This window comes from Roseateles sp. GW835-FHT13E02 (assembly GCF_058794035.1).
Map to the genome: position 1 here is coordinate 1 of NZ_JBXAGJ010000003.1, position 21,234 is coordinate 21,234.

At 68.6% G+C, this 21,234-nt stretch carries 20 protein-coding genes; 5 read left to right on the forward strand and 15 right to left on the reverse strand.

The window, feature by feature from the left end:
- Positions 1-196: 196 nt before the first annotated feature.
- The 7 genes from AC1Q6P_RS03430 to AC1Q6P_RS03460 all read right to left on the reverse strand — a co-directional run bounded on the left by AC1Q6P_RS03430 (position 197) and on the right by AC1Q6P_RS03460 (position 9,507).
- Positions 197-1,000, reverse strand: coding sequence for a substrate-binding periplasmic protein (locus tag AC1Q6P_RS03430; protein ID WP_492663249.1), 804 nt, complete (start codon positions 998-1,000; stop codon positions 197-199).
- Between the two features lie 199 nt (positions 1,001-1,199).
- Positions 1,200-2,717 carry a D-alanyl-D-alanine carboxypeptidase/D-alanyl-D-alanine endopeptidase gene (dacB, locus tag AC1Q6P_RS03435; RefSeq protein WP_492663250.1) on the reverse strand — a complete coding sequence of 506 codons (1,518 nt, stop codon included), beginning with the start codon at positions 2,715-2,717 and terminating at the stop codon, positions 1,200-1,202.
- Between the two features lies 1 nt (position 2,718).
- Positions 2,719-3,693 carry an alpha/beta hydrolase gene (locus tag AC1Q6P_RS03440; RefSeq protein ID WP_492663251.1) on the reverse strand — a complete coding sequence of 325 codons (975 nt, stop codon included), beginning with the start codon at positions 3,691-3,693 and terminating at the stop codon, positions 2,719-2,721.
- On the reverse strand, positions 3,690-4,883 hold the full coding sequence (locus AC1Q6P_RS03445; protein ID WP_492663252.1) for an amino acid aminotransferase: 1,194 nt from the start codon (positions 4,881-4,883) through the stop codon (positions 3,690-3,692). Before AC1Q6P_RS03445 ends, AC1Q6P_RS03440 begins: the two co-directional genes overlap by 4 nt.
- Positions 4,884-5,012: 129 nt before the next feature.
- Positions 5,013-5,744 carry a substrate-binding periplasmic protein gene (locus AC1Q6P_RS03450; protein WP_271007564.1) on the reverse strand — a complete coding sequence of 244 codons (732 nt, stop codon included), beginning with the start codon at positions 5,742-5,744 and terminating at the stop codon, positions 5,013-5,015.
- A 159-nt stretch (positions 5,745-5,903) separates the two neighbouring features.
- Entirely contained in the window at positions 5,904-6,983 is a 1,080-nt protein-coding gene (gene queA, locus AC1Q6P_RS03455) for a tRNA preQ1(34) S-adenosylmethionine ribosyltransferase-isomerase QueA (RefSeq protein WP_492663253.1), read from the reverse strand.
- A gap of 157 nt (positions 6,984-7,140) precedes the next feature.
- Positions 7,141-9,507: a YCF48-related protein gene (locus AC1Q6P_RS03460; RefSeq protein ID WP_492663254.1), complete on the reverse strand. Its 2,367-nt coding sequence runs from the start codon at positions 9,505-9,507 to the stop codon at positions 7,141-7,143.
- A 247-nt stretch (positions 9,508-9,754) separates the two neighbouring features.
- Between AC1Q6P_RS03460 and AC1Q6P_RS03465 the strand changes: the two genes are divergently transcribed.
- The 3 genes from AC1Q6P_RS03465 (at position 9,755) to AC1Q6P_RS03475 (ending at position 11,619) form a co-directional block, all read left to right on the forward strand.
- Positions 9,755-10,150: a TraR/DksA family transcriptional regulator gene (locus AC1Q6P_RS03465; RefSeq protein WP_492663255.1), complete on the forward strand. Its 396-nt coding sequence runs from the start codon at positions 9,755-9,757 to the stop codon at positions 10,148-10,150.
- Between the two features lie 180 nt (positions 10,151-10,330).
- A complete protein-coding gene (locus AC1Q6P_RS03470; protein WP_492663256.1) occupies positions 10,331-10,735 on the forward strand; it encodes a hypothetical protein in 405 nt (134 codons plus the stop codon).
- A 110-nt stretch (positions 10,736-10,845) separates the two neighbouring features.
- A complete protein-coding gene (locus AC1Q6P_RS03475; RefSeq protein ID WP_492663257.1) occupies positions 10,846-11,619 on the forward strand; it encodes a substrate-binding periplasmic protein in 774 nt (257 codons plus the stop codon).
- A gap of 31 nt (positions 11,620-11,650) precedes the next feature.
- Here the strand turns inward: AC1Q6P_RS03475 and AC1Q6P_RS03480 are convergent, their stop codons facing one another.
- The 3 genes from AC1Q6P_RS03480 to AC1Q6P_RS03490 form a co-directional block, all read right to left on the reverse strand.
- A complete protein-coding gene (locus AC1Q6P_RS03480) occupies positions 11,651-12,358 on the reverse strand; it encodes an oxygenase MpaB family protein (protein WP_492663258.1) in 708 nt (235 codons plus the stop codon).
- 1 nt (position 12,359) lies between these two features.
- Entirely contained in the window at positions 12,360-14,087 is a 1,728-nt protein-coding gene (locus tag AC1Q6P_RS03485) for an amidohydrolase (protein WP_492663259.1), read from the reverse strand.
- Between the two features lie 86 nt (positions 14,088-14,173).
- The gene (locus AC1Q6P_RS03490; protein WP_492663260.1) at positions 14,174-14,863 is read right to left on the reverse strand and encodes a YitT family protein; all 690 of its coding nucleotides are present in this window, start codon (positions 14,861-14,863) and stop codon (positions 14,174-14,176) included.
- Between the two features lie 132 nt (positions 14,864-14,995).
- Here AC1Q6P_RS03490 and AC1Q6P_RS03495 point away from each other — a divergent pair, with 132 nt between their 5' ends.
- A complete protein-coding gene (locus AC1Q6P_RS03495) occupies positions 14,996-16,165 on the forward strand; it encodes a diguanylate cyclase domain-containing protein (protein WP_492663261.1) in 1,170 nt (389 codons plus the stop codon).
- On the opposite strand, the gene AC1Q6P_RS03500 is transcribed toward AC1Q6P_RS03495, so the two are convergent.
- Positions 16,156-16,878: a class I SAM-dependent methyltransferase gene (locus AC1Q6P_RS03500; RefSeq protein WP_492663262.1), complete on the reverse strand. Its 723-nt coding sequence runs from the start codon at positions 16,876-16,878 to the stop codon at positions 16,156-16,158. The two genes, AC1Q6P_RS03495 and AC1Q6P_RS03500, sit on opposite strands and share 10 nt — an antisense overlap.
- A 73-nt stretch (positions 16,879-16,951) precedes the next feature.
- Positions 16,952-18,331, reverse strand: a complete 1,380-nt coding sequence (locus AC1Q6P_RS03505; protein WP_492663263.1) for an APC family permease — start codon at positions 18,329-18,331, stop codon at positions 16,952-16,954.
- A 157-nt stretch (positions 18,332-18,488) separates the two neighbouring features.
- Between AC1Q6P_RS03505 and AC1Q6P_RS03510 the strand changes: the two genes are divergently transcribed.
- Entirely contained in the window at positions 18,489-19,373 is an 885-nt protein-coding gene (locus tag AC1Q6P_RS03510) for a polysaccharide deacetylase family protein (RefSeq protein ID WP_492663264.1), read from the forward strand.
- Here the strand turns inward: AC1Q6P_RS03510 and AC1Q6P_RS03515 are convergent.
- The 3 genes from AC1Q6P_RS03515 to AC1Q6P_RS03525 are packed head-to-tail and all read right to left on the reverse strand — an operon-like array spanning position 19,356 to position 21,146.
- Positions 19,356-19,934 (reverse strand): GNAT family N-acetyltransferase, encoded by a 579-nt coding sequence (locus AC1Q6P_RS03515; protein ID WP_492663265.1) that lies wholly within the window; start codon positions 19,932-19,934, stop codon positions 19,356-19,358. The two genes, AC1Q6P_RS03510 and AC1Q6P_RS03515, sit on opposite strands and share 18 nt — an antisense overlap.
- A 10-nt stretch (positions 19,935-19,944) precedes the next feature.
- Positions 19,945-20,523 (reverse strand): hypothetical protein, encoded by a 579-nt coding sequence (locus tag AC1Q6P_RS03520; protein ID WP_492663266.1) that lies wholly within the window; start codon positions 20,521-20,523, stop codon positions 19,945-19,947.
- Positions 20,520-21,146: a nucleotidyltransferase family protein gene (locus AC1Q6P_RS03525; RefSeq protein WP_492663267.1), complete on the reverse strand. Its 627-nt coding sequence runs from the start codon at positions 21,144-21,146 to the stop codon at positions 20,520-20,522. The genes AC1Q6P_RS03520 and AC1Q6P_RS03525 overlap by 4 nt, the downstream gene beginning before the upstream one ends.
- Positions 21,147-21,234: the final 88 nt, after the last annotated feature.

Below are 21,234 nucleotides of genomic sequence, written 5' to 3' on the forward strand. Positions count from 1 at the left end.
CGCCACTGTTTGACCACAGTGAGCGCAGCGAACGGAGGGAGTTTGGCGCCGCTGAGCCGCGGAGTGAGCAGCGAGGGAAGTCGGCTCTCAGTGCCGACCCGCGAACCATGAGCCTGGCGGCGGGACGAGACACCGCAGCGAGAGCGATCAAGACAGCGGAGGTCCGCAATGTGCCGATGGCTGAACGATGCGACGCTCACTTGGCGCAGGGCGAGGCCGGCAAAGCGTAGGGCCGGATCAGCTCGGCCGTGCGGCCGCGGCGGCAGAGCTCGTCCAGGGCCTTGTTGAAGCGGCGGAACTCGCGTTTGCTGATGCGTTGGCGGCTGAGGCCGAAGCTGTAGCTGAACTGCTTGGCCACGCCGGCGGCTTGCAGGCCGTTGAGGCCGTTCTCGCGCAGCAGCCACAGGGCCACGCTTTCATTCATGAAGGCCAGGCCGTCCTCGCCGTAGCGGCCGCTGACCAGCTTGCGCAGCACGGTCAGGTTGTCGGGCTCCAGCACCAGCTGGGCGGCGTCGGCGCTGGGCAGGGTGTCGATCAGGGCGCGCAGGCTGATGGAGCTGCCCGAGGGGCCGTAGACGCCGATCTGCCGCCCGGTCAGCGAGGCCGCACCGGTGTAGGAGAAGGCCTGGCCAGCCCGTGCAAACAAGGTGTAACGCCCATCAAGCACCGGCGAAGACGCGCGAAACAGCTCGCGTCGCTCCGGCGTATCGAGCAGGGTGAACAAACCATCGGCCTGGCCGCGCTCCGCCATGGCCAGGGCGCGGCGCCAGGGCAAGACCTCGATGCGGCAGCTCCAGCCCAGCTGGATGCAGACCTCCTGCAGCACATCGACCATGGGTCCGGCGGCCTGGCCTGCCTGCATGAAGGTGTAGGGCGGAAAGGCTTCGGTGACAAAGAAGCGAGGCGTCATGGCCCCGCTGTCCTTGCCCGCGGCCCGGGCGCCCGTGGCGGCCAACCCGGCCACCAGCAGCGCCAGGCAGGCGCGGACTGACGTGGTCATCAGCATTTGCATCGACAAGTCCTGCGTTGGGCGGGCGGGTACATGGGGGAAGCACAACTCCTGATCCTGGGCGGCGCCAGCATAGCGCGCCCAGCCCTGCGGCCCGCTGACAGCCGGGCGGACTCGCGCCTGTCAGCGCACAGCCATGGTCACGAAACGAAACAGGCCAGGCCAGGCCAGGCCTCAGGCCGCGGACGGTTCACGGCGATTGCCGCGCCACCCAATCCGCCACGGCGTCCAGCACCGGCCGGCCGCGGCGGCCGGCCTGCTCGTGGTTGACAAAGGCCACCAGCACCCAGGGGCGGCCCTGGCGGTCGGGCACATAGCCGGCCAGGGCCACGGCTTCATTCAAACTGCCGGTCTTGAGGCGGGCGCGGCCCGCGGCCGGGCTGGCCTTGAGGCGGCGGCGCAGGGTGCCGTCCACCCCGGCCAGGGGCAGGCCGCTCTGCAGCTCGGGCGCCAGCGGCAGACGGGCGGCGCGGGCCAGCACGGCGGCCAGCAGCTCGGGCCGGATGCGCTCGCGCCGCGACAGGCCGGAGCCGTTCTCCAGCACCAGGCCCTGTGCGTCCAGGCCTTGCTCGGCCAGCCACTCGCGCACCGCACGGTCCGCCGCAGCCAAGGTCTCCTCGCCGGGGCGGGCGACGGAAGCACCGAGGCGCAGATAGACCAGGCGGGTCAGCGGGTTGTCCGAGCTTTTCAGCGCGCCGCGCAGCAGCTCGCCCAGCGGCCGATCCTGGTGCTGGGCCAGCAGCTGCGCGCCCGCGGGCGTGACGGCCTCTTGCACGGTCGGGCCCAGGCTGCCACCCAGCTCCTCCCAGAGCGAGCGCAGCACCAGGGGCACGAGGGCCTGGCGGTCGACCAGGCTCATGTCCTGGCGCTGCTGGCACTGGCGCGGAAAACTGCCCTGCAGGCGCAGCCGCCAACCCTGGCCCTCGGGTGCAGGCAGCAGCTGCGGGCGACCGAAATCCAGCTCCCAGTCGGCGCAGGGGCGTTCGCTCCAGGCCAGGGCGCTGAGGTCCAGTTGCAGGCCGCGCCAGGCGGGGCTGAGGCGTCCGCGCAGGGTCTGGCCGTCGGACTCCAGGCTCAGGCCGAGCAGATTGCCGTTGAGCAGCAAAGCATCGGGCACCACGTTGTAGGCCGACTCGGGATATTCGTCGAAGGGCGGCAGCGTGGGCTCGGGCCGCGCGGGGCGGAACAGGCTGCGGTCCAGCACCAGGCCGGCCGGCACCTCGCGCACGCCCTGCTCGCGCGCCTGGCGCAGCATCAGCCAGAGGGCGCCCCAGTCCAGCTGGGCATCGGCACCGCCGCGCAGGTAGAGCGGGCCGGCCAGGCGGCCCTCGGCATCGGGCGGGCCCTCGGTCAAAAGCTCGGTGCGGCCGCGTGAGGCGGCGCCCAGGCGATCGAGGGCGACCACGGCAGTCAGTATCTTGATGGATGAGCTGGGCGCCATCGCCTGCTCGGCCTGCCAGCGCAGGGCGGCTGTGCGGCGGTGCATCATCTTGCCGCCGGCTCGCGCGCCTTCATCGGGCAAAGGGAAGGCCACCACGCCCAGCGCCGTGGCGGGCAGGCCGGCCTGCTCGAGCGCAGCCTGCACCGGGGCGGGCAAATCGGTGGTGGCCTGGACAGCCGGGGCGGCCTGGGCCCACGCCGCCCACAGCGCCAGCAGTGCGCTCAGCAGCCAGCCGGCCCGATGGTGGAGCTGGGCGCCGCCGCTCACGTCACTTCAGCGTGCGGACAAACTCCAGCACCTGGGCCACCATGGGCGCATTGGACTGGGGCGACTCGATGTCACCAGCCAGCACATGCTGGTTGGGGCTCTGGCTGTAGTCCACCTCGACCAGGCGCTTGCCTGGGTGGCTGAAGCGCTCAAAAGCCTGGCGTGCGGCCTGCACGTCGATGACCTGGTCGCGCGGCGAGAGCATCATCAGCAAGGGTGCCTTGATGTTCTCGAGCATGCTGTCGCGCACGCGGGCCACCAGGGCCATCATGGGGAACAGGGCCGAGGTCGGGTACTCGTGCGTCCAGTAGCGGGCCTTGGCCGGGCTGTTGGGCGTCCAGCGGCTGGTTTCGCCGTGGATCCAGCGGGCCAGCACCCGGCCCCAGGGCCAGTTGATGACCGAGGCCCAGGCGTTCTTGGGCCCGAAATTGGGCGAGACCATGACCCAGCCGGCCACATCCTTGGCCTCGGGCCGCAAGGCCAGCCAGGCCGACAAGGTGGCGCCGGTCGAGGTGCCCATGACCAGCACACGCTCGCCCAGCTGATGGCCAATGGCCAGGGCTTCCAGCGCGTCGGCCTTCCACTCGCTGACCGTCATCTGGCCCATGGCCGCGCCGGGGCGGCCGTGGCCGGACAGGCGGGCGTAGTAGACATGGCCACCCAGCTCCTTGGCGATCAGCTCGGGCACCGGGGCCAGCTCTTGGCGCGTGGCGCTGAAGCCATGCAGATAGACCACCACCCAGGGCGCGCGCTGGCGGCCGGCCGGGCCCCAGACGATGTGCTTCTCGGCGCCCGGCGTGACGTCGCCCAGGCGCGCCTCGGCGGCGGCCAGGTGGGCGTCGAACTGGTCCAGCCGCGAAGGCAGCGGCGCCACCGTGTCCGGCGGCAACCAGGCTTGGTCGGCGTTGCGCGGCCCCATCAGCAGCACAGCGCCCAGCAGGGCAGCGACAAAGAGGACCGGGCCTTTGGACTTCAAGCCAGCACAGCGGCCATGGCGCTGGCCGTGGCCTCGACATTGCGGTTGTTCAGGCCGGCCACGCACATGCGGCCCGAGCGCACCAGGTAGACGCCGAACTCGTCTTTCAGGCGGTCCACCTGGGCGGCGGTCAGGCCGGTGTAGCTGAACATGCCGCGCTGGGTCAGGAAGTAGTCGAAGTTGCGGCCCGGCAGTTTGGCCGTCAGCACCTCGTACAAGGCGTTGCGCATGGCGTGGATGCGCTCACGCATCTCGGTCACTTCGCCTTCCCAGAGGCTGCGCAGCTGCGGGTCGCTGAGCACGCGGGCGACGATCTGGCCACCGTGCAGCGGCGGGTTGGAGTAGTTGCGGCGGATCATGAACTTCATCTGACCCAGCACCAGGGCGGCCTGGGCCGCATCGGGGCAGACCACGCTGAGCGCGCCGCAGCGCTCGCCGTACAGACTCATGCTCTTGGAGAAGCTGTTGGCCACGAAGAAGGACAGGCCGGCGTCCAGCATGGCGCGGATGGCAAAGGCGTCTTCGTCGATGCCGTCGCCATAGCCCTGGTAGGCCAGGTCCAGGAAGGGCAGCAGCTCGCGCTCTTTCAGCACCGGGATCAGCTCGTCCCACTGCATGGGGCTCAGGTCCACGCCGGTCGGGTTGTGGCAGCAGGCGTGCAGCAGCACCACGCTCTTGGCCGGCAGGGCGCGGATGGCTTCCAGCATGTCCGCAAAGCGCACGCCGCCAGTGGCCGCGTCGTAGTACGGGTAGGTCTTGACCTCGATGCCCGAGCCTTCGAACACCGCGCGGTGGTTGTCCCAGGTCGGGTCGGACACATAGATGGCGCTGGCCGGGAAGTAGCGCTTGATGAAATCGGCGCCGACTTTGAGGCCACCGCTGGAGCCCACGCTCTGGATGGTGACGATGCGGCCTTCGGCGCGGGCCGGGTGGTTTTCACCGAAGAGCAGGCCTTGCACGGCGTTGCGGAAATTGGCCGCGCCTTCCATCGGCAGGTAGGGGCGGGCGCCGGCATCGGCCACCACGGCCAGCTCGGCCTTGCGGACCGAATCCAGCATGGGGATGCGGCCTTCGTCGTCGAAATAGATGCCGATGGACAGATTGATCTTGCCCGGGCGGCTGTCCTTCTGGAACGCCTCGTTGAGGCTCAGGATGGGGTCGCCGGCGTAGGCGTCAACGTGCTTGAACATGGTGGGAGGCTCCGAGCTGAGAAGAATCTGACTCCCCGCATTATCGACCGGCTTGGCCTCAAAACCGGCACCGGGCGAGCGTCCGCAGGTGATTGTCTGCGCGGTCCACAGCCGCGCCCCCAGGGGTGCTCAGCGATAGGCCGCCACCAGACGCTGCCAGCTGCCATCGTCCCGCATGGCCTGAAATGCGTGCTCCAACTGCGCCTGGCGGGCCAGCCAAGGCGAACGGCGCGACAGCACGAGGTAGGCGGTTTCGCCCTCCAGCCGCAGGGCCAGCTTGCGCAGGTCCAGCTGCCGCTGACGCAGCAGGAGGTCGCCCTGGCGTTCGGGTACCACGGCCAGGTCCACGCGGCCCAGGGCCACCATGTCGAGCGCGACGCGGTAGTCGTTGACCTCTTGCAAGCGCAGCCCCGGCAGCGCGTCGAATGCTGCGCCATAGCGCTTGCCGCGGTGGACTGCGATCATTCGCCCTTCCAGATCCGCCAGTCGGCGCAGGGGCGGTGCATCCGGCCGGCCATAAAACACCTTGTCCTCGGCAGGCAAAAGAACCTGGGTGTAGCTCAGAAACCGCTGGCGCTCGGGGGTCAGCAAAGGCCCCAGCATGAGGTCGGCCTCGCCGTTTTCCATCATCTTGAAGGCCCGCGCCGAGGGCACCTCGATGAAACTCACGGGCCAAGCCAGACGCCTCGCCGCCTCGCGCATGAGATCAAAGTAGAGGCCTGAGGGGCCGTCGGCACCGAACACCCGATACGGTGGATCGGCACTGCCGACCACCCGCAAGGCGGACTCCTGCGCCCGCAAACCGCGCCCGCCGGCGCCGCCGAATCCCAGTCCGGCCAGGGCCAGCAGCTGGAGCAGCACGCGTCGACATGCTCGCGGTGAACCGCAAGCGCTGGCATCGCCCCATGAGCGGTCCCGCATCGACAGCCTCCTTGCAGCTCGCAGCACGCTGAAGCTGGATCTTAGACGCCGGCCCGCCACCCGCGGGCCGAACATCATTCAATTCAGTCCGTCATTCACTCAGTCGCCTGCGCGCTGCAGCAGCATGGCATCGCCGTAGCTGAAGAAGCGGTAGCGCTGCGCGATCGCGTGGCGGTAGAGCGCCATCACCCGCCCATGGCCGGCCAGGGCGCTGACCAACATCATCAAGGTGCTCTTGGGCAGGTGGAAATTGGTGACCAGGCTGTCGACCACGCGGAAGTTGAAGCCCGGGGTGATGAAGATCTCGGTCTCGCGCGCCCCGGCCACCAGCTCGCCGCCCTGTGCGGCGGATTCCAGCGCGCGCAATGTGGTCGTGCCCACGGCCACCACCCGGCCGCCGCGCGCCCGGCAGGCGGCCACGGCGGCCACCGTCTCGGCCGGCACCTCGAACCACTCGCTGTGCATCTTGTGCTCGCTCAACTGCTCGACGCGCACCGGCTGGAAGGTGCCGGCGCCCACGTGCAAGGTGACATGGGCCGTGGCCACGCCGCGCTCGCTCATGCGGGCCAGCAGGGCTTCGTCGAAATGCAGGGCGGCAGTCGGCGCGGCCACCGCGCCGGGCTCACGGGCAAACACGGTCTGGTAGCGGCGCACATCGTCGGCCTCGTCGGCATGCTCGATGTAGGGCGGCAGCGGTACATGGCCGTGCTGCTCCAGCAGGGCAAAGGGGTCGCCAGGAAAGCGCAGATGGAACAGGCCGCCATCGGGCCCGCAGCGGCCCAGCACCTCGGCATCAAACGCCCCGTTGAAGCGGATCAGCGCTCCGGGCTTGGGCGATTTGCTGGCCCGCACATGGGCCCAGACCTCCTGCGTGCCGGGCAACACCCGCTCGATCAGCGCCTCGACCGAGCCACCGGTGGCCTTGGCGCCGTACATGCGGGCCTTGATCACCTTGGTGTTGTTGAAGACCAGCAGGTCACCGGGGTTGAGCAGATCGGGCAGCTCGCGGAACACACGGTCCACCGGAACCTCGCCGCGGCCATCGAGCAGGCGCGAGCCGCTGCGCTCGGCCGCCGGATGCTGGGCAATCAGCTCGGGCGGCAACTCGAAATCGAAATCGCTGACGGTGTACTGGGGCGGGACGGAAGAGGCAGACGAAGAAGAAGGAGATGAAGACATGGGATTTGAGGGCCGGACAGACCCGTGCCAAAGACTGCAGAGGAGCCGGATTTTCCCACGCAGGCGCAAGCCCGGCCGCAGCCAGAAAGCACAAAGGCCGGGGCGCCTTGCAGCACCCCGGCCTTGAGCTCGAGCGAGCCGGCTCAGGAAACCCGGCTCAGTTGCCGCCCGATCCGGTGGCCAGCAAAGTGCCTTCAGCGCCGACGATCCAGCCGGTGCGGATGTCCACGATCTGCACCGAGTACAGCGACTTGCGCGTGCCCGAGGCCTGCGGGGTCCAGGTCTTGCCACCGTCGCGGCTCACCAGGATGGTGCCTTGCTCACCGACGATCCAGCCGTTCTTGGCGTCCAGGAACTGGATGTCGAGCAGCGCGGCTTGCGAGGGCACAGGCACCAGCTGCTTGGTCCAGCTCACGCCGGCGTCGTCGGAGCGCAGCACGGTGCCGGCGGCGCCAAGGGCCCAGTAAGTCTTGGCATCCAGGGTGTAGATCTTGTACAGCGTCTCGCCGATACCGGTGTAGCGCTGCGACCAGGTCTTGCCGCCATCGCTGCTCTGGGCAATGCCGCCGCTCGCCCCCACCGCGATCAGGCCGCTCTCACCTTCGACGCGCACATCGTTGGGCACGAAGCTGGGCGAGGTCATGGGCGCAAAGCTGTTGCTGCCATCGCGCGTGATCCAGAACTTGCCGTCGTCGGACCGAGCCCAGCCCTTGCTGTCGTCCGTGAAGGCCATGGTCGTCCACAAGGTGCTTCCAAGGCTCGAGCTCCAGGTTTCGCCCGCGTCGGTGGTCTTGTAGAGACGACGATCCAGGCTCAGCAGGTAGCCGGTCTTGGCGCTGGTGAACTGCAAACGGCCGTAGGCATAGGGATTGAAACTGGCGGCCAGGTCGCTGCGCTTCAGCTTCCAGGTCTTGCCGCCGTCGGCGCTCAGATACAGCTCGCCTCGGACATTGACCAGGGCGCCATTCTTGGCATCGCGGAAAGCCACCGAATGCGGCGAACCGCTGGAACTGCTGTCACCGGGGCGCAGCACCTCCCAAGTGGCACCCTCGTCGAGGCTGATGTAGGAGCCCAGCTGCGCATCGATCAGCATCAAGGCCGCCCCCACCAAACGAAGCTCGGTCGAGTTGTAGAGGCCGATGTTCTTGAGGCTGGCGGGCAGCGACAGCGACTTCCAAGTGCGGCCCAGGTCCTCGCTGACCTTGGGAAGGCCGGCCATCATGGCGTACACCTTCGATCCGACGACGGTCAGATTGCGCAGCGAGTACACCGTGCCGGGCGTGGCGGCGGCCCAGCTGGCTCCACCGTCTTCGGAACGGAAGAGACGCAGTCCGGACTGTGCAATCAGCTTGGTGGCACCGGCATCCAGAGCCCGAACCTGCAGCGAATCGGTCGAACTTTCGAGACCGGTGGCGGCCTGACGCGTCCAGGTCTGGCCGGCATCGTCGCTGCGCCACAGGCTCGAACGGTAGACGTACTGGTAGGTCGTGTAGTCGTAGCGCCCCCAGTCGCGGGCATGGACCAGGACGGTCTTCTCGCCCACCACATTGATGGAGCTGTTGTACCCGTTCAGGTTGGAGCCATCCACGTCCTTCATCTGCAGCACCGCCACCGGCGCGGCCTTGAGGGTGCTGTAGCGGGACACCGTGTCCGAGTTGATGCTCAGGAAAGCCTCGCCACCGGTGCTCACCAATCCGTAGGCGTTGCCGGACGTCCAGCTCTTGCCGGCGTCGGTGCTCAGGTGGTTGATGTTGTAGTCGCTGTACAGCAAGCCGCCCTTGGGCAGAACCGAAAGCCTCTGCACATCAGTGTCACCTTGCCATGGGGCCACGGCAGGCTTCCAGCTGCTGCCGCCATCCGTGGTGCTCAGCAAGGTGCTGTTGGCCCCGCGGACCCAGCCGGTCTTGTCATCGGCAAACACGACTTCGTACAGATCGACATTGACGCCGCTGGGCTGGCGAGTCCAGCTCTTGCCGGCATCGACCGTCTTGAAGATCTCGCCATATGCACCCACGCGCCAACCGGTGGTGGCGTTGGCGAACGTCACCGACTTGTACACATGGCCGGTCGGCCGCGGCGCCTGCCAGCACCAGCCGGTTTCCTGGGCGCCCGTGCACTCCAGGCCGCGCACGGCCGCCTGGTTATTGACCGAGATGGTGGTCTTGACTTCCTTGAACTGGCCCGCCTCGTTGCTGACGCGCAGCTTCACTTCATAGTCGCCCGGCTTAGCAAACTGGTGCTTGGGCGCGGCCTCGGTGCTGGCGGCCGTGCCGTCGCCGAAGTCCCAGCTGTAGGACAGCTTGCTGACTGTGGCGGCGCTGTTGCCGAAGGCGGTGGGCTCGGCGATGTCACCGACCGTGGGGGCGGTGATGCTCAAGGTCTCGGGCACCGGCGTGGGTGGCACCGGCGGGGGCGCCGGGGGTTCCGAACTGCCACCGCCACCGCAGGCGGTCAGCACCAGCGCCAGGCCCGGCGCCAAAGCCCAGCGCGTCACGCGCTCGGCCATGCGAGATGGTTTCACCATGGATTGTTTCCCTCGTTGAGTCGTTGTTCTTGACAAGGCTCCGCAGCGGATGGCCCGCGCGCGCACCTCGGCTCGTTACTACTTTTTACAAACGGGCGCGATGGTACGAGATGCCATGCGCACAGCGACTCCCTCTTTTGGGGGAGTCTGGCCGCCCCGGGGGTCGAAGCCAGGCGCCTGCACATGGCTTGAGCCAGGTCAACACCGCCGGCCTCCAGGCTGCCAAGATGGCATCAAGGAGATCGCCATGACGCCACGCCTCAACGCCACCCAGATTCAACAGCTGCGCGAGGAATTGCTGCGCCGGCAGCGCGAGCTGGAACGTGAACTCGACGGACAGCTGGGCGCGCTGAGCCGGGTCGAACATGCGCGCGAGGCCTTGCTACAGGACGGCGATGGCAACAGCCAGCGTGAGCCGGCGCTGGATGCCAGCCGCGAAGTCGATCTGGCGCGCAGCGACCAGACCCTGCAATCGCTGCGCGAGCTGATCGCCGCCCTGGGGGCACTGGATCACGAGGACTTCGGTCTTTGCCAGGACTGCGGCGAGGCGATTGCGTTCGCCCGCCTCCAGGCCAGCCCCAGCAGCCGGCGCTGCCTGCAGTGCCAAGCCCAGCATGAAGGTGCGCAACCCCATCTGCACTGAAGCAGCGGATGCCCGGCTGCGCCAGGGCCACCAGCCTCGACCAGCCCCCCCAGTGCGCGAGCAGACAGACAGGTCGCCGGAATGCCACCAAGGTCTGCAAGCACCGCTGTACCGCTCGACGTTTTGTTCGCCCCCTTCTTTCTTTTCTCGAAACCCCGTTCATTCACAAGGACCGCAAGCATGAGCTCCACACCCACCTCGCACACCACCACCTTCCACGCCGTCGTCTGGCTCGACCATCAGCAAGCCAAGGTCCTGCAGTTCGACGCCGAGCATGTGCAGGCCGAGAAGATCAAGGCCCACAGCCACCACACCAAGCAACACGGCAGCGCCGTGCGCAGCGAGCATGAGTTCTTCGGCGAAGTCTGCGAGGCGCTGAAAGGCATCGAGGAAGTGCTGGTGGTCGGATCGAGCACCGCACAAAGCGACTTCAAGCACTACGCCGACAAGCACCGCCCGCAGATCGCCAAGCACATCGTGGCCTACGAAACCGTGGACCACCCGACCGAGGCGCAGCTGGTGGCCAAGGCGCGCCAGTTCTTCGTCAGATATGACCGCATGGCCGGCACGCCGTCGCCGATGTGAGCGGCATTCCGGCCGGCCGATGCCCCTAGACTTTGCGCTTTGCAGTACAGGGGCCAAGCACATGGATCCATCGATGGCGTGCCCGTCCGGGCCTTCACGGCTGAGCCGCCATGCGGCGCCGTGAGTGGGCCCTGGCCGGCCTGGCCGCCGGTTTCAGCCCCTGGGCCTTGGCCAAGCCGGGCCTTGCTGGGCCCTTGATGGCGTTCACCGAGCATTTGCCGCCACTGAACTTTCAGGACGCGGCGGGCCAGCCCGCCGGCTTCAGCAGCGAGCTGCTGCAACTGATGGCCGCACAGGCTCAGCTGAGCCTGGACATCCAGGTCCAGCCCTGGCGCCGCGCCGTTCAGGCCGCAGCGGCGCAAAACAACAGCATCCTGTTCTCCCTGACACGCCTGCCCGAGCGCGAGCGGCAGTACCGCTGGGTTGGGCCGATCAGCGAGCGCCGCATCATGGTCTACGGCCTGCGCCAGCGCAAGGACCTGCCGGAGCTCAAGCAGGTCAGCGATCTGCGCCACCTGCAGCAGGGTATGAAGGTGGGCGTGGTGCGAGAGTCCGCCGCGGCACGGCGGCTGCAGGAAGAAGGTTTGCTCGCGGGCGAGACACTGGAGCTGGCGCTCGACGACGGCAGCAATCTGCGCAAGCTGCTGGCGCGCCGCATGGACCTGATGGTGATGCTGGACTGGGCTGCCGCCTGGCAGCTGCACCAGCTGCGGCTGGACTATCGAACCCTGCGCCCTTTGCTGGAGCTGGACACCCGCCACAGCTACTGGTACGGCCTGCATCCAGACAGCGACGATCGCGTGGTGCTCGCCTTGCAGGCGGCGCTCGATCAGCTGCGCCGCGACGGCCGCTATGCGCGGCTGCGCCAGCGTTACTTCAGCTGACGCCCGATTCAGACGGGCTCAGCTCGGCCATTCAAGGCGTGGTCCAGCGCAGCCAGCCGCGCAAGGCCCAAGCCGCCGGCCCTTGCGGCGCCGGCAGCTGCAGCAGCGCCGTCAAAGCCGGGTCCATGCTGACCCGCATCAGCTGCCGGAACAAGGACCGGCTACCGCGCGGCAGGGACAAGGTCACCACCTCCTGCAAACAAGCGGACGCCAGGCGCTGGCCCTCGGGCGTGAAGCGCCAGTGCCGCGCCTCGTAACGCTGCTGAAAGTCCAGCCACTGCGCCGGGCTCAGGCGGACCTCGGGAATGCCCATGGCCTCGCCCACCTGGGCCCAGAAATCCAGCAGCAGGGTCTGCTCGGCCTCGCTCAGCGGCGTGCCGCCGTGGGCGGCGTTCCAGCGCAGGGGCTCCAGCATGAAGAGCGCCAGCACATAGCGGAAATCGTCGGCTTCGGCCCGCACCGGCGCATGGGCGGCGCGCAAGCGCTGCAGCGCCGCCTGGCCTTGCGGCGAGCCCAGGCCATGGCAGATCAGCTCGCGCAAGGTGTTGCGCGTACGGGCCAGGCGCGCCTGGGTGCGCGGCACCAGCTCGCTGTGGCTGTAGAACACCTGCACCAGCTCGCCCACCGCCATGGCCCGGATCAAGGCCAGATAGGTGCCGATGCGGAACATGCGGCGCCGCCGGGCGCCGTAGTACAGCGCCTGGACGGTGGCCGCCTCGGGATGGCGATCCGCGCGCAAGTCAGCGGGCCGCCGGAGCGCGGTAAATGCTGCGGCCGGCCTTGATGGTCTCGCGCACCTGGATGCTGCGCAGCTGGGCCGGCGGCACGGTCAGCGGGTTCTTGGACAGCACCACCAGATCGGCCAGCTTGCCCACCTCCAGCGAGCCCTTGCTCGCCTCCTCGAAATGCTGCCAGGCGGCCCACAAGGTGATGGACTTGAGCGCCACCTCGACCGGCAGGCGCTGGTCCGGGCCCAGGATGTCGCCGCTGCGGGTGCGGCGGTTGACCACCGCGTCGAGGATGGCGATGGCGTCGGGGAAGGCCACCGGCGCATCGTGGTGCTGGGTGAAGATCATCTGGCGGCGCAGCGCCGATTGCGCCGGCGAGATGCGGTCGCCGCGCACCGGGCCCAGGGTCTCGTCGCGGTGCCAATCGCCCCAGTAGTAAGCATGCATGCCGAAGAAACTCGGCGTCACGGCCAGGCGCTTCATGGCGTCCAGCTGGTCCTCGCGCACGGTCTGGGCATGGATCATCACCGTGCGCCGGTCGGCCGCGCCGTACTTGGCCGTGGCTGCGTCGACGGCGCGCAGCATCTGGTCGGACGCCGCATCGCCATTGGTGTGCACCAGCAGCTGCCAGCCCTTGGCATAGGCTTGATCCACCGCCTGCTGGGTGGCCTCATCGCTGAGCGCTGGGTAGCCGCGGTAGTCGTCGGCCTTGCCGGCCGGCGGGTGGTGATAGGGGTGGGTCAGGAAGGCCGTCTTGCCCTGGGGCGAGCCATCGAGGCTCAGCTTGACGCCGCCGATGCGGAAACCGCCCTTGTACTCGCGGCCCCAAAAGCCGCCCGGCTGGTCCATCAGGCCCGCAGTGAAGGGCAAGGTGATGTCGGGGTAGGAGACCAGGTCGATCAGCATCTTGCCGCCTTGCGACAGCGTCACCCAGGTCTTGTTGCTGGCCTCGTCCGAGCGGCCGTCCTGGCCGGTGGTGAAGCCAAATTTGGCGTACAGCTTCTGGCCCTCCAGCAGCATGGCGGCATAGTCCTGCGGCGAGGGCTGGACCAAGCCCATGCCGGCACTGAACCAAGCGGTTTCTTCCAGCACGCCGTTGGGCGTCTTGCCATCGGCCTCGCGCTGGATGTGGCCGCCTTCGGGGTCCTTGGTTTCCGCGTTCAGGCCGGCCAGCTGCAAAGCCTTGCTGTTGAGCACGCCCAGATGCCCGCTCTGATGAATGATGATCACGGGCAAGTCTTTGGACACCGCGTCCAGCTCCTGGCGGGTGGGCGCCCGGCGCTCTTTCAACTGCGCCTCGTCATAGCCGAAGCCAAGGATGATCTTGTGGCTGCGCGCCACCGGGCCCTTGGCGTAATCGCGCAGCAGGCCCTGAATGGCGGCCACGCTGCTGCCCTTGCCATCGGGCGGCGGCAGCAGATTGGCCGACACGGCCTGCAATCCCGTCAGCGAGACATGGCCATGGGCGTCGACAAAGCCCGGCAGCAAGGCCTGACCCTTGAGGTCCACCACCCGGGTCTTGGCGCCTTGCAGGGCGCGCACCTCGGCCTCGCTGCCCACCGCCTGGATGCGGCCGGCACGCACGGCCAGGGCCTGGGCGCTGGGCTGGCCATCGTTCATGGTGACCACATCACCGTGCAGGTAGATGGTGTCGGCCGGCAGCGGCGCTGCGGCTTGCAGGTTCAGGCTGAAGGCCAAAGCGCTCAAGACCAGAGCACGCGGAAGATCGACAGGACGCATGGGCAAGGCTCCCGGGGCAGCGTGCCCCAATCGAGGAAGCGCCAAGAATACTTGAAGGCCGTGACCCCAGCCCGGCCCGCAGCCCGTCAAAGCACGGCGTAACGACCCGGCTTGTGATTGACGGCGATGAAGAGGTTCATCACCACCGCCGCCAACACCGAATAGGCCACGCGGGTCGGGTCCACCACGGTCAGCGCGCACAGCACGATCACGCAGTCGATGCCCATCTGCACCTTGCCGGCCCGCCAGCCTTTGGCATGCTGGAGGTAGAGCGACACGATGGTGGCGCCGCCCAGGCTGGCGCGATGCCGGGCCAGAAACAGGCAGCCCGAACCGAGCAGCAAGCCGCCCAGCACGGCGGCATAGGCCGGGTGCAGGCGCTCGATGGCGAAGAGCTTGGGCGACCACTCGGTCAGTGCCGACAGCCAGGCGATGGCGATGAAGGTCTTGAGTGTGAACTCGCGCCCCATGCGCTGCCAGGCAAACCAGTAAAAGGGGATGTTGATGATGAAGAACAGCTTGCCCAGGCTGATGCCGGTGGCGTAATGCAGCACGAAAGCGGCGCCTGCCGTGCCGCCGGTCAGCAGGCCGACCTGGGCAAACAGGATCAGGGCCAGGGAGACGAAGAGCACGCCGGTGAAGATGGCCTGGGCATCTTCAAACGCGGTGTGGGCATGAATGCTGGGATCGAAATACGGCGCGCTGGCGCGGGACGGGCCGGCGGCGGGAGCCGGCGCGGCAGGAGCGGGAACAACAACTTCTTCTTCGGAACGCATGCGCGCAGTGTGCATGAAGCGCCACAGTGAGGAAAGAGCGCCACGCCCTCCACTGAGGGGCGAGCACATTCCCTCTGCACCTTGGCGAGCTCCGGCGCTAGCATGGCCCGGACCACCCCGAGGAGTGCATCCATGCGCTGGCTGAGAGCCCTGCTTCCCGCCACCCCCACCCAGGCCGCCGAGCTGGACGAGGTCCACGCCGCCCTGATCGAGAACATCTGGCAAGGCGGGCTGTGGATCACCTTGATCGGCGTGCCGGCCTCGCTCACCCGCGCCTTCAGCACCGGCTGGCTGCCCCTCTACAGCCTGTTCCTGGCCATCGGTCTGGGCTACCTGGCGCTGCACTCGCAGCGCCATCGGCTGAGCTGGCGCCTCAAGGGCCTGATCCTCAACAGCATCTTCTGGTGCGTGGGCATGGCGGCCCTGGTGTCACTGGGCTTGCTGGGCACCGGCCTGCTCTGGCTGCTGGTCAGCTGCATGCTGATGGCCCTGATCTACCCGCCCCGGGTCGCCCTGCTCGGCGTGCTGGCCGCGGTGCTGCTGATGAGCGGGGTCGGAGCCGGCTTTTCCAGCGGCATGCTGCGCCTGTCCTTCGACCCGCAGCACTATATGGTCACGCCCAGCGCCTGGCTGGCCACCCTGCTCACCACCATGGCCGTGGTAGCCCTGGTGCTGACGGCCCTGGTCTCCTTCCGCCAAGCCTTGCTGGGCATGCTGGCCGAGTTGCAGCGGCAGCGCGATCTGATCGCCCAGCAAGCCATCCACGACCCCCTGACCGGCCTGCCCAACCTCAGCCTGGCCACCGATCGGCTGAACATGGCGCTGCACGCCGCGGCCCGCAGCCGGGCCCGCGTCGGCCTGCTCTTCATCGACCTGGACGGATTCAAAGACGCCAACGATCGCCACGGCCACGCCGCCGGCGATGCGGTGCTGAAAGAGGTGGCGCGGCGGCTGCAGCAAGCCCTGCGCGCGCGCGACACCGCGGCCCGCATCGGCGGCGATGAGTTTCTCGTGGTGCTGAGTGAGCTGAGCGACGCGCAGGCCGCCACCGCCGTGGCCGAGAAGCTGGTCCAGTCACTGGCCGCCCCCATCGACACGGCCGAGGCCCAGCTGCACATCGGTTGCAGCATCGGCATCAGCCTGTACCCCGACCATGGCGACAACAGCGGCCTGCTGCGCCGACGCGCCGACCTGGCCATGTACACCGTCAAGCGCAACGGAAAAGGCGGCTGCGCCCTGTTCGACGCAGCCTACATGGAGACCAACGCCGCGCCCCGACCCTCAGACCCGGCTCAGACCTGAGGCTTGCGCGCCCGCATGACCCACAAACACTCGGCGCCGAACAGCGCGCTGCCCGGGGCCTGGGCACGCATGGGCCGCAGGCATTCAATGTCAAACGTGGCGCCCCAGAAGCCGCGCAGCTGATCCTCGTCGTAGCCCAGCCCGCCTCCCAAGGTGCCGCGCTCGTAGACCTCGGCATCGCTGAGGCCGCTGCCACCCTCGGGCCGGAAGCAGCACAGCGCCAGCACACCGCCCGGGCGCAGCCAGGCCAGCAGCCGGTCCCGGTACAGCGCGCGCCGATGGGGTGGCAGGTTGTGAAAGCAACCGGAATCACAGACCAGGGCGTAGTGACCCAAGGGCCGCTGCAAATCAAAGACCGAACAGGCCGTCAAAGGCAGTCTGGGCAGGCCGGCCTCTTGGGCGCGCTGGCCCGCCCAGGCGATGGCCTCGCTGGCGTAGTCCACACCCTCGGCGGCGAAGCCGGCCTGGGCCAGGTAGACCGTGTTGCGGCCGTTGCCGCAGCCCAGATCGAGGGCGGGGCCGGGCTGGATGTCTCCGGCCTCCACCCAGGCCGCCAGGCTCTCATCAGGCGCGCGCCCAAAGAAGGGCACCGACCGGCCTGCGCGCCGGGCATAGAACGCATCCCACCATGCGCTCTGGCGCTCGCTGAGCACCTGGTCCAGACGCTCGATTTCGGCTGCAGCCGGGGGCTCAGGAAACAGCAGGTCTTTCATACCCCAAGGCTAAGCCGGCTCTGCACCTGCAGCAGCCCGGTCAAACCCTTTCAAAATCCGTGTGAATTCGATGCTAGGCCGACGCAGGACCACGGCGCCACACCAGCAAGGGCAGGCCCAGGGCCAGGACCAGCAGGCCCACCAGGGCGCCGGCCTTGACGTAGAGCACGCTGGCACCGAACAAATAGAGGCTGCTGGCCGCAAACACCAGGGGCAGCCAGGGATAGAGCGGCACCCGGAAGGGCCGCGGCGCCAGTGGCTCGCGCCGGCGCAGCACGATCAGCGCCAGGGCGCTCAAGCTCATGAAGGCCCAGTAGACGGGCGAGAGGTAGTCCACCAGGGTCGAGAAGCCGTCGCGCGTCAGCGCGCCCATGCCCACCAGGGCCAGGGCCACGGCGCCGGTGGCCAGCACGGCGGCGGTGGGTGTGCCGCGCTGGGGGTCCCAGCGGGCCAGCTGCAGCTCGGCCGCCAGATCCCGGGCGGCGGCGTAGGTGGTGCGCGGGCTGGCGATGAAGATGGCGTTCATCACCGACAGCGCCGTCAGACTGACCAGGGCCACCATCAGGAACTCGCCCGGCGCACCGAAGGCCGCTCGCATCAGATCGGCCGCTGGCGCCTCGCTGCGCGCCAGGCCCTCCAGGCCCAGCACCTGCAGATAGGCCCAGTTGGCCAGCAGGTAGAGGCCGGTGACCAGACCCAGACCCCAAAGCAGGGCACGCACGATGCCGCGCTGCGGGTCGCGCATCTCGGCCGAGAGCGTGGCCGCATCGCTCCAGCCGCCATAGGCCAGGAACACAAAGACCAGGGCCATGCCCCAATCGTGGCGGGTCGCCTGGCCCGGCAAGGCGGGCGCCTGCGCGGCCTGCCCCGCCAGGATCTGGCTGCCGGCACCGAGGGCCAGCGCCAGCAGGGCCACGATCACCACGGCCAGCAGCCCCAGCTGCGTGCCCAGGCCCACTCGCACGCCGCGCAGGTTCAGCACCGTCAGCAGCACGATCAGCCCGGCCGCCAGCGCCGCACTGGCGTGGTGGCCCAACCAAGGGCTGAGATCCAGCACCTGGGCCAGATAGTCGCCAAAGACAAAAGCCAGCAAGGCCATGGAGCCGGTGTGAATGACGGCAAAGCGCGACCAGGCGAACAGAAAGCCCAGGCGGTGCCCATAGGCCCGGCGCAGGAAGTGGTAATCGCCACCGGGGTCGGGGAAAGCCGCCGCCAGCTCGGCAAAACACAGGGCGCCGATGAAGGACAGCAGGCCGCCCAAGCCCCAGGCGGCCAGCAAGGCCGCGTCCCCCGACAAGGCCTGGGCCACCATGGGCGAGGTCTTGAAGATGCCCGCCCCCACCACCATGCCCACACACAAGGCCACGGCGTGGCGGACATCGAGCTGGCGCATCGGCAACGGTGCGCGCAGCTCGGGCGTGTCGACAGAGTTGGCTTGGGGGCGCGGAGTCATGAGAGGAAGGGCGGCGTCCAGGTCAAGGTTTTGCAAAGCGTGAAGGCACGACAAGGCGGCAGGGGCCAGGCCCTGCGTATCATCGCCGCGCTGAGCCCGGCTGCCCGTCGGGTGCGACCCACCCTCCCGCGATCGGATGCGCATGATGATGAAGCCCATGAAGACCCCGTCTCACCAGGCCCTCGTCCCGGCCCGGCTGCGCACCCTGCTGCTGACGGCCTGTTTACTCGGCAGCAGTGCCGGTAGCTGGGCCCAGGCACTCAGCCCGGCTTTCAGCTGGCCCGGCGGCGCCCGGGCGGCGGTCAGCCTGTCCTACGACGACGCCCTGGACAGCCAGCTCGACCACGCCATCCCGGCGCTGAACGCGCTGGGCCTCAAAGCCACTTTCTACCTGACCCTGGCCAGCCCGGTCGTCCGGCAACGCCTGCCGGAATGGCGACGTGCCGCGGCCGCGGGCCATGAACTGGGCAACCACACCCTGTTCCACCCCTGCTCCCGCTCGGCGCCCGGCCGCGATTGGGTGGCGCCGCACCGCAATCTCGACAAGATCAGCGTGGCCCAGATGCTGGAAGAGGTGCAGCTGGCCAATGCCTACTTGCATGCCATCGACGGCCAGACCCAGCGCACCTACACCGCCCCCTGCACGGATCCACTGGCCGGCGGCAAGCCCTACCTCCCAGCCGTGGCGGGGGAGTTTCTGGCCATGAAGACTCGCGTGGGCGGGGTCGTTCCCTCACTGGCCACGCTGGACCTGGCCGATGTGCCCACGGCCGGCCCCGTGGGCAGCAGCGGTGCCGAGCTGATCGCCATCGTCGAGCAGGCCGCCGCTCAGGGCACGCTGGCCAGCCTCACCTTCCACGGCATCGGCGGCGACCATCTGAGTGTCTCCAAGGAAGCCCACCAGGCCTTGCTCCAGCATCTGGCGGCCCACCCGGAACGCTTCTGGGTGGACAGTTTTGTCAACATCGCCCGGCATCTGCGGGCGCAGCGCGCGGGGCTCAAGCCCGAAGCGGCGGCCGGCTCCTCAAGCAGCGGGCGCTGAGAGCGCGTCCGCAGTCCAGACGTACTCCTCGTCGTCGTGCATGACGCCGTCGATGCAGTCGTTGTCATTCAGGATGCGATCGAAAGCGAAGCCAGCCTTTTGCAGCACCCGTGCCGAGGCCAGATTGCCCACGGTCACCGTGCTGACGACGCGCCGCACGCCGCGCTCGCCCAGCGACGCCGTGGTGGCTTGCACCGCCTCGCTGGCATAACCCTGGCCCCAGGCGGGGCGCAGCAGGTAGTAGCCGAGATTGGGTGCGTTCAGCTGCGCATCGATCTCGGCATCCAGCCGACCCAGGCAACGCCCATCGGCCTTGCGCCGCGAGGCCCAGATCGGCCAGGCGAACTGGCCGTCGGGTGAACGTCGGCCCTCCAGCATTCGCCAATGGGCGGCCAGGTCCTCCACGCTTTCGGGCTTGTCCATGGAAATCCAGCGGTAGAGCTCGGGCTCCTGCAAGCCATCAAACAGCTCGGCCGCGTGGGTGGCACGCAGGGGCTCCAGCCACAGGCGGGGGGATTCGATGGGTGCGGCCAGGCGGGCCAGCAGGTCGTCCGAGATCATGAGGGGCCGCTCAAGCCCGATCGCGCAACTGCGCCAAAAGCGCCAACGCCTCGCGCGTGGTGGCCTGCCTCGGGTCCTGCAGCTGCACACGCAAGGCGAGGGCCTCGTGGAAGCGCGATTCCGCCTCGTCGAAGCGCCCCTGCTCCACCAGGCTGCGGCCCCAATGCTGCAGTGCCATGGCACGCAAGCGCGCCCAGCCGCCGGCCTCGCACAAGACCACGGTGCGGGCGAAGATGGGCTCCGCCTCGGCACGCTGGCCCAGGTACTGCAAGGCGGTGGCGTAGGCACACCAGAACCAGCCCAGGGCCTCGTGCAGCACGGGCGAGGCGTGGCTCGCGGCCTCGGCCAGGGCCTCATGCGCCTGCAGAAGTTGCAAGGCTTCGTCCTCGTGGCGGGCCGTGATCAAGAGTCCGGCCAGATCGGCCACCACCTCCAACAAGCTCATCTCATCCACGGCCCCACCGGCCTCGGCACGGGCCTGCAGAAGCGCCAGCTGCTCGCGCAAGGCGGCGAGGCTGCGCGCATGGGCCTCAGGGTCAGGCGCGGTGAAGCGCAGGAACTCGGTCATGGAATGCTGAAGCGGGCTCATTCCGCATCCTCGATCTGCACCCGTGGCCACCGTTGCGCGTACTGCTTCTGCGCGACCCGCTGGCGAAAGGTTCCGACACTGACCCGCGCCGGGTTGCGGCGAATGCGCATGGCAAAAAGGTCGTCCAATCCGTAGGGAGCGATCACGGTCAGCGTATCGTCGACCTCCAGGCGCACGGCCACCGCGGTCGCGAACTCGGGCCAGGAGGCGACCGCGTCCTGAAGCGAGCGCAGCGGTGCCACGGCATGGCCGAAGCAGGACTCGAACCAGAGATGCACATGGGCCTGGTTCGTCAGCTCCCAGGGCAGATCCGGACAGGCGCGCGCCAGGGCCGCCTGATGCCTCGCCTCCAAGCCCGGCGGCTCCTCGGGATCGAAATAGACCAGGTCCACGTCGGCCAGACGCGAAGGCTCGGTGTGGCCATGCAGATGGTCCCAGACCCGATTGCGCAGCGCCCCGGCGCCGATGCACCACTGGGGCAGGCCCAGATCGCGGGCGGCACGGAGCGCCCGCATCAGCCAAGGCGAACTGCGCACGATGGCCTGCAGCTCGTCCTGGCGATCGGGGTGTCTGGCGTTCACCCGGAGCGCCTCATGGCCGAGCGCGCGGCCGCGCTCTTGCAAGCATCCTGGCTGCGGCACATCGGGCTGACGATCTTGCTGATAAACTGGATTTTCATACAGTATTCGAACCGCACGCCGAGCACAGGGG

What these genes read in the sequence shown, in the direction of transcription:
- AC1Q6P_RS03430 (WP_492663249.1), bottom strand. Translation starts at nt 1,000, where the DNA reads ATGACCACGTCAGTCCGCGCCTGCCTGGCGCTGCTGGTGGCCGGGTTG.
- AC1Q6P_RS03445 (WP_492663252.1), bottom strand. Translation starts at nt 4,883, where the DNA reads ATGTTCAAGCACGTTGACGCCTACGCCGGCGACCCCATCCTGAGCCTC.
- queA (WP_492663253.1), bottom strand. Translation starts at nt 6,983, where the DNA reads ATGTCTTCATCTCCTTCTTCTTCGTCTGCCTCTTCCGTCCCGCCCCAG.
- AC1Q6P_RS03460 (WP_492663254.1), bottom strand. Translation starts at nt 9,507, where the DNA reads ATGGTGAAACCATCTCGCATGGCCGAGCGCGTGACGCGCTGGGCTTTG.
- AC1Q6P_RS03465 (WP_492663255.1), top strand. Translation starts at nt 9,755, where the DNA reads ATGACGCCACGCCTCAACGCCACCCAGATTCAACAGCTGCGCGAGGAA.
- AC1Q6P_RS03470 (WP_492663256.1), top strand. Translation starts at nt 10,331, where the DNA reads ATGAGCTCCACACCCACCTCGCACACCACCACCTTCCACGCCGTCGTC.
- AC1Q6P_RS03475 (WP_492663257.1), top strand. Translation starts at nt 10,846, where the DNA reads ATGCGGCGCCGTGAGTGGGCCCTGGCCGGCCTGGCCGCCGGTTTCAGC.
- AC1Q6P_RS03485 (WP_492663259.1), bottom strand. Translation starts at nt 14,087, where the DNA reads ATGCGTCCTGTCGATCTTCCGCGTGCTCTGGTCTTGAGCGCTTTGGCC.
- AC1Q6P_RS03490 (WP_492663260.1), bottom strand. Translation starts at nt 14,863, where the DNA reads ATGCGTTCCGAAGAAGAAGTTGTTGTTCCCGCTCCTGCCGCGCCGGCT.
- AC1Q6P_RS03495 (WP_492663261.1), top strand. Translation starts at nt 14,996, where the DNA reads ATGCGCTGGCTGAGAGCCCTGCTTCCCGCCACCCCCACCCAGGCCGCC.
- AC1Q6P_RS03500 (WP_492663262.1), bottom strand. Translation starts at nt 16,878, where the DNA reads ATGAAAGACCTGCTGTTTCCTGAGCCCCCGGCTGCAGCCGAAATCGAG.
- AC1Q6P_RS03505 (WP_492663263.1), bottom strand. Translation starts at nt 18,331, where the DNA reads ATGACTCCGCGCCCCCAAGCCAACTCTGTCGACACGCCCGAGCTGCGC.
- AC1Q6P_RS03510 (WP_492663264.1), top strand. Translation starts at nt 18,489, where the DNA reads ATGAAGACCCCGTCTCACCAGGCCCTCGTCCCGGCCCGGCTGCGCACC.
- AC1Q6P_RS03515 (WP_492663265.1), bottom strand. Translation starts at nt 19,934, where the DNA reads ATGATCTCGGACGACCTGCTGGCCCGCCTGGCCGCACCCATCGAATCC.
- AC1Q6P_RS03520 (WP_492663266.1), bottom strand. Translation starts at nt 20,523, where the DNA reads ATGAGCCCGCTTCAGCATTCCATGACCGAGTTCCTGCGCTTCACCGCG.